The organism is Streptomyces sp. KR55, from assembly GCF_052245645.1.
In the GTDB taxonomy this organism is placed as follows: domain Bacteria; phylum Actinomycetota; class Actinomycetes; order Streptomycetales; family Streptomycetaceae; genus Streptomyces; species Streptomyces flavusporus.
On the sequence record NZ_JBQQCE010000059.1, the window covers coordinates 23562 to 29832 of the forward strand.

Here is a 6271-nt window from a genome sequence, read left to right on the forward strand (position 1 = left end):
GATGAACCTCGGTCTCATCGGCCTGGGCAAGATGGGCGGCAACATGCGCGAGCGCATCCGCCGGGCCGGACACACCGTCATCGGCTACGACCGCAACCCGGCCGTCTCCGACGTGGACAGCCTCGCCGAGCTGGTCGCGAAGCTGGACGGCCCACGGGCCGTATGGGTCATGGTCCCCGCGGGCGGCCCCACCCAGGCCGTCATCGACGAACTCGCCACCCGGCTCTCGCCCGGTGACATCGTGGTCGACGGCGGCAACTCCCGCTGGACGGACGACGAGAAGCACGCCGCCGAACTCGGCGCGCTCGGCATCGGCTTCGTCGATGCCGGGGTCTCCGGCGGTGTCTGGGGTCTGCAGAACGGTTACGCCCTGATGGTCGGCGGCGAGAAGGAACAGGTGGCGCGCGTCCAGCCGGTCTTCGACGCGCTCAAGCCGGAGGGGGACTTCGGGTTCGTGCACGCCGGCAGGGTCGGCGCGGGCCACTTCGCGAAGATGGTTCACAACGGCATCGAGTACGCCATGATGCAGGCCTACGCCGAGGGCTGGGAGTTGCTGGAGGCGGCCGACTCCGTCACCGACGTCCGCGAGGTCTTCCGTTCCTGGCAGGAAGGCAGCGTCGTCCGCTCCTGGCTGCTCGACCTGGCGGTGAACGCCCTCACCGACGACGAGCACCTGGAGCGGCTGAAGGGCTACGCCGCCGACTCCGGCGAGGGCCGCTGGACCGTCGAGGCCGCAATCGACCACGCCGTGCCGCTGCCCGCCATCACCGCCTCCCTCTTCGCTCGCTTCGCCTCGCGCCAGGACGACTCCCCGCAGATGAAGATGATCGCGGCCCTGCGCAACCAGTTCGGGGGCCATGCGGTCGAGACCGTGAACGACGGCAACTGACCATGCAGACCGACGGTCTGACGGTCGGGGTGGACCTCGGCGGTACCAAGATCGTCGCCGGGGTCGTGGATCCAAGGGCGAGGCCATGTCCCGCGTCCGCACCCCCACTCCCCACGATCCGGACCGGATCATCGACGTCATGGCCACCGAGGCCCAACAGGTACGCGAAGGCTGGGACGGCGTCCGGGCCGTGGGGGTCGGTGCCGCCGAATACGTCGACGGAGAGCGCTGGAGCGTCCGCCTGGCTTGCCACCACTGACCACCCACTACACCCCTCGCTTATGAAAGAAGATGACCCGTCATGGGTGAGCTCGTCCTGGTCCGGCACGGTGAAACCGAGTGGACCCTGTCACGTCAGCACACCAGCTACACGGACCTGCCCCTCACCGCCCATGGCGAGGAGCAGGCGAGAGCCCTTGCGCCCCTGCTCGCGCACCGTCCGATCGCCCTCGCTCTGACCAGCCCGCTCCAGCGTGCCGTACGCACCGCAGAATTGGCCGGTCTGGAGGGCGCAACGGTCGACGCGGATCTACACGAGTGGGACTACGGCGGCTACGAGGGCGTCACGACGGCCGAGATCCACCGCACCCTTCCCGACTGGAACCTGTGGACCGACGGCGTCGCCCCCGGGCCCGAGGGACACCTCGGGGAGAGTCCGGAGGACATCGGTGCCCGGGCCGACCGCGTTCTCGCGCGGATCGCTCCCGTCCTGCGCGACCCCACTGCGGGCGATGTCGTCCTGGTCGCCCACGCCCACTTCCTGCGGGTGTTGACCGCACGCCGCCTCGGCCTGCCACCCGCAGCAGGCGCCCTGTTCCTGCTCGGCACCGGAACCGTCAGCCGGCTCGGCACCGAGCACGGCCGTCCCGTGCTCACGGGCTGGAACGCCGCACTGCCGACCGAGACCCGCACCGCCGCCTGACACCTCATCACCGCCTGATCACTCCTCACTGCCGCCTGATCAGCGGCACCGGCCCGCACCCGGCACCCCCATCCCGTCTCCTGAACGGAACGCCAAGCCATGCCCACGCACGCCATCCCCCGCACCCTGCCGGTCCGGCCGGGTGCGCCAGGCAATCTCCGCCGCGTCACCTTCATCGCCGCCGCGGCAGCCATCGGCGGCTTTCTCTTCGGCTATGACAGCGCCGTCATCAACGGTGCTGTCACCGGCATCCAGCATCATTTCGACGTCTCCTCCGGCGAGACCGGCACCATCGTCGCCTCCGCGCTGCTCGGCTCCGCCGTCGGCGCCGGCCTCGCAGGGCGTCTCGCCGACCGCATAGGGCGGCTGCGTGTGATGCACCTGGCCGCAGCCCTCTTCGCGATCAGCGCACTGGGATCCGCCCTGCCCTTCTCCGTATGGGACCTCGGCGCCTGGCGCGTCGTGGGCGGCGTCGCGATCGGCCTGGCCTCGCTGATCGGTCCCACGTACATCGCCGAGGTCGCCCCCGCCGCGTACCGAGGGCGTCTGGCGTCCTTCCAGCAGGCGGCGATAGTGCTCGGCATCACCGCCTCACAGCTCGTCAACTGGGCGATCGCCCAAGGTGCGGACGGCCGGAGCGAGAGCCCGCTCGGCCCGCTGGAGGCGTGGCAGTGGATGCTCATGGCCGCGGTCGTCCCGGCTGTGGCGTACTTCCTGCTCACCTCGCGCATTCCGGAGTCCCCGCACTATCTGATCGCCTCCGGTCGCCCGGATCAGGCGCGCGCGGCGCTGCACGACGTCGAGGGCGAGGAGGCCGACACCGAGGCCCGGATCAGCGAGATCGAACACTTCCTCAGGACAGGTCACAAGCCGCAGCTGCGCGACCTCTTCGGCGGCCGCTTCGGTCTCCTGCCCATCGTGTGGGCCGGTATCGGCCTGGCCGTCTTCCAGCAGCTGGTCGGCATCAACGTGATCTTCTACTACTCGTCGATGCTGTGGCAGTCCGTCGGCATCGACCAGTCCGGCTCGCTCCTGATCAGTCTCTCCACCTCGATCATCAACATCATCGGTACGGTCGTGGCGGTGCTGTTCATCGACCGCATCGGCCGCAAGCCGCTGGCCCTGATCGGCTCGGCGGGCATGGCGGTCTCACTAGGGTTGGCCGCCTGGGCGTTCTCGTACAGGACGGGTAGCGGCGACAGCCTGTCGATTCCGGACACCCAGGGCACTGTGGCGCTGGTCGCCGCGCACGCCTTCGTGTTCTTCTTCGCCGCGTCCTGGGGGGTCGTCCTGTGGGTCATGGTCGGCGAGATGTTCCCCCTGAAGATCCGTGCGGCCGCGATGTCGGCGGCGACGGCCTTCAACTGGATCGCGAACTGGGCGGTCACCGAGACCTTCCCGCGCATGTCGGACTGGGACCTTTCGGCGACGTACGTCATCTACGCCGCCTTCGCACTGCTGTCTCTGGGCTTCGTCTCCGTCTTCGTGAAGGAAACCAAGGGCAGGCAGCTGGTGGACATGGGCTGAGCTGACAGGGCTTCCCTGCAACGCTGTTCCTCGGCCAGGGACTCCACGGAAGAACTCCGCTGAAAGAACTGGAAGGGCCTCCGACCGAAGTCGGAGGCCCTTCCTGGGTGTCCAGCCTCAGTGGACGGCGACACCACCCAGCCCGTTCCCGACGCCCCCGGCCAAGTGGGCCTCTGCGCTTCGCGGTGCAGGCCCTCAGCTGATACGTGAGGCGGAACAGATCCCCATGCCGGTGTTCCGTGCCCGGGGTACGAGGGCGTCGGTCCGCTTGAGGAACGCAACGATCGCTCGTGCCGGCACAAGGTAGAAACACGCAGGTCAGAGGCACATGTGGTGGGACACCACAGTTTGGGGGCGAGGCGGATGCGCCAACCATGGTCGGGAAGTGGCCAAAAGGCTGACGAGACCCGTGTTGCCGCCAGGTAAAGGCCCATGTGATCCACTGCGCGCAGCGCAAGCCAGACAGCGATCGGCTCACCGACTTTCGGACAACCATCCCCGGAATGGTGACAGTTGACTATCCGACTGGAACGATCTCTGCAGCGCCCGGGCGACCCATCGCACGCCTCCTCGTCGGAGGCTCTTCCAGCCTTCGACCCTCGTTCTATCCGGCTGTCATCACACAGCCGGGTGCAAGGAGTTGCAGCAGTGACAGACAAATTCCGCACCACCGAGGTGTTTGCGTCTCCGACGCCCCCTCCCTCTCGTTGTGGTATGTCCGTTGGTGGACGCATGGCGCTGATCGCGGTCGGCACGATGGTCGCGCTAATCGGCTCGACGCTCCCAGCCTGGAGCGCCGAGCCCGGGGCCCCCGGCGTGGATCGGGCGCCAAGGCAGATCGTCGCGGAACCCAGACCCGGCGCCAGAGCCGTCCAACTCTCCTCCGCGGAACGGGAGAAGATGCTCAAGGAGGCGACGGACTCGAGCACCACGACCGCGCGTTCGCTGAAACTGGGAAAGCGGGAGAAGCTGGTACCGAAGGACGTCATCAAGGATGCCGATGGCACCGTGCACACACGTTACGAGCGCACGTTCGCCGGGCTGCCGGTCCTCGGCGGCGACCTGGTGATCCACGAGCGCGGTGCCTCCCGTACCGTCACCCAGGCGTCGGCGGCACCCCTTTCGGTTCCGACCACCGAGGCCGCCGTCCCGGCCACGAAGGCGAAGACGTCGGCCCTGGACGTTGCGAAGGCGGAGAAGACCCGGAAAGCCGCGTCCGAGGGCGCGCCACGGCTGGTCGTCTGGGCCGGCTCCGGGGTCGGTAGGCCGAGCCTGGCCTGGGAGACCGTCATCAGCGGTGTGCAGGAGGACGGGACCCCGAGCAGCCTGCACGTCGTGACCGACGCGCAAAGCGGCGCGCGGCTGCAGAGTTTCGAGCAGATCCATTCCGGTACGGGCGTGAGCCAGTACAGCGGCACGGTGCAGATCGGCACCGTACGCAGCGGCGACCGTTACGAGCTGACGGATGCTCAGCGCGGTGGCCACACGACGTACGACCTGACCGGGGTCGGCGGAAACGGTGCCCTGCTGACCGATGACAACGATATCTGGGGTGACGGAACGTCCGCCGACCGCCAGACGGCGGCCGTGGATGCCGCCTACGGCGCGCAGAAGACATGGGACTTCTACCACGACAGGTTCGGTCGCAACGGCATAGCCGACGACGGCGTCGGCGCCCGCTCCCGCGTCCACTACGGCGACGGATTCGCCAACGCCTTCTGGGACGACCTCTGCTTCTGCATGACGTACGGCGACGGCCTGAACAATGCCCGGCCGCTGACCGAACTCGACATCGCCGCCCATGAGATGACCCACGGTGTCACCTCCGCCACCGCGAACCTGATCTACTCTGGCGAATCCGGCGGTCTGAACGAGGCCACCAGCGACATCATGGGCACCGCCGTGGAGTTTTTCGCCAACAGCCCTGCGGATGTGCCCGACTACCGGTTCGGCGAACTCGCCGACGTCCGCGGCACCGGTAAGCCGCTGCGCTACATGGACCAGCCCTCCAAGGACGCCTCGGCCAAGGGCACGTCCCAGGACTACTGGACCGCGGAGACCAGGAAACTCGACCCGCACTTCAGCTCCGGCGTCGCCAACCACTTCTTCTACCTGCTTGCCGAAGGCAGCGGAAAGAAGTCCATCAACGGCGTCGACTACGACAGCCCCACCTACGACGGCCTGCCGGTGTCAGGGCTGGGACTGCACAACGCCACCAACGTCTGGTATCGGGCCCTGACTCGCTACATGACCAGCAACACCGACTACGCGGGCGCCCGAACCGCCACGCTCCAGGCCGCGGCCGATCTGTTCGGCGTGTCGAGTGACGCGTACGAAGCCGTCGGCAACGCCTGGGCGGCCGTCAACGTCGGTCCCCGGTACGTCAACCACATCGCTGCACAAGCGCCGTCGACCCGGGACGCCGCGGTCGGCCAGCCGACCGGTCGCCGGATCGAGGCGGCGTCCACGCGGCCGGGCGCCCTGACCTATTCCGCCACCGGATTGCCCGATGGCCTGTCCATCGACGCCACGAACGGCCTGATCGCCGGCACCCCGACGGTGGCCGGCCGCTTCACACCGGCCGTCACCATCAGGAACTCCGCGGCTGAGACACTCACCCTCCCCTTCACCTGGACCATCCTGGCGTCGGGCGGCGACCACTTCGTCAACCCCGCCCGCTACGACATCCCCAACTGGCGCACCATCGAGTCCCCGCTCGTCGTCACCGGCCGCGAAGGCAATGCACCGGGCGACCTCAAGGTCACCGTCGACCTGGTGCACGACTTCATCGGAGGCCAGGTCATCAGCCTGGTCAGCGACGACGGCACCGTGCTGCTCGTGAAGGACTTCATCTGGGACACCGGCACGGAACTGCACGCCACCTACACGGTCGACGCCTCGGCACTCCCCGCCAACGGCACCTGGAAACTCCG

General features: G+C 68.3%; 5 protein-coding genes. All 5 read left to right on the forward strand.

What is annotated here, in order from left to right; translation table 11 throughout:
• Position 1: 1 nt before the first annotated feature.
• Entirely contained in the window at positions 2-889 is an 888-nt protein-coding gene (gene gnd, locus ACTWQJ_RS11580) for a phosphogluconate dehydrogenase (NAD(+)-dependent, decarboxylating) (RefSeq protein WP_443306546.1), read from the forward strand.
• An 85-nt stretch (positions 890-974) separates the two neighbouring features.
• Complete coding sequence (locus ACTWQJ_RS11585) at positions 975-1148, forward strand: hypothetical protein (protein WP_443306547.1); 174 nt, start codon at positions 975-977, stop codon at positions 1146-1148.
• A gap of 42 nt (positions 1149-1190) precedes the next feature.
• Positions 1191-1811 carry a histidine phosphatase family protein gene (locus ACTWQJ_RS11590; RefSeq protein ID WP_443306548.1) on the forward strand — a complete coding sequence of 207 codons (621 nt, stop codon included), beginning with the start codon at positions 1191-1193 and terminating at the stop codon, positions 1809-1811.
• A 99-nt stretch (positions 1812-1910) separates the two neighbouring features.
• Positions 1911-3338, forward strand: coding sequence for a sugar porter family MFS transporter (locus tag ACTWQJ_RS11595; RefSeq protein WP_443306549.1), 1428 nt, complete (start codon positions 1911-1913; stop codon positions 3336-3338).
• A gap of 732 nt (positions 3339-4070) precedes the next feature.
• Positions 4071-6271, forward strand: a 2201-nt coding sequence (locus tag ACTWQJ_RS11600; protein WP_443306550.1) for a M4 family metallopeptidase, incomplete at its 3' end; no start/stop codon positions are given.

Excerpts from the sequence above, each read along its gene's own strand:
- gnd (WP_443306546.1), top strand. The coding sequence starts at position 2 with ATGAACCTCGGTCTCATCGGCCTGGGCAAGATGGGCGGCAACATGCGC.
- ACTWQJ_RS11585 (WP_443306547.1), top strand. The coding sequence starts at position 975 with ATGTCCCGCGTCCGCACCCCCACTCCCCACGATCCGGACCGGATCATC.
- ACTWQJ_RS11590 (WP_443306548.1), top strand. The coding sequence starts at position 1,191 with ATGGGTGAGCTCGTCCTGGTCCGGCACGGTGAAACCGAGTGGACCCTG.
- ACTWQJ_RS11595 (WP_443306549.1), top strand. The coding sequence starts at position 1,911 with ATGCCCACGCACGCCATCCCCCGCACCCTGCCGGTCCGGCCGGGTGCG.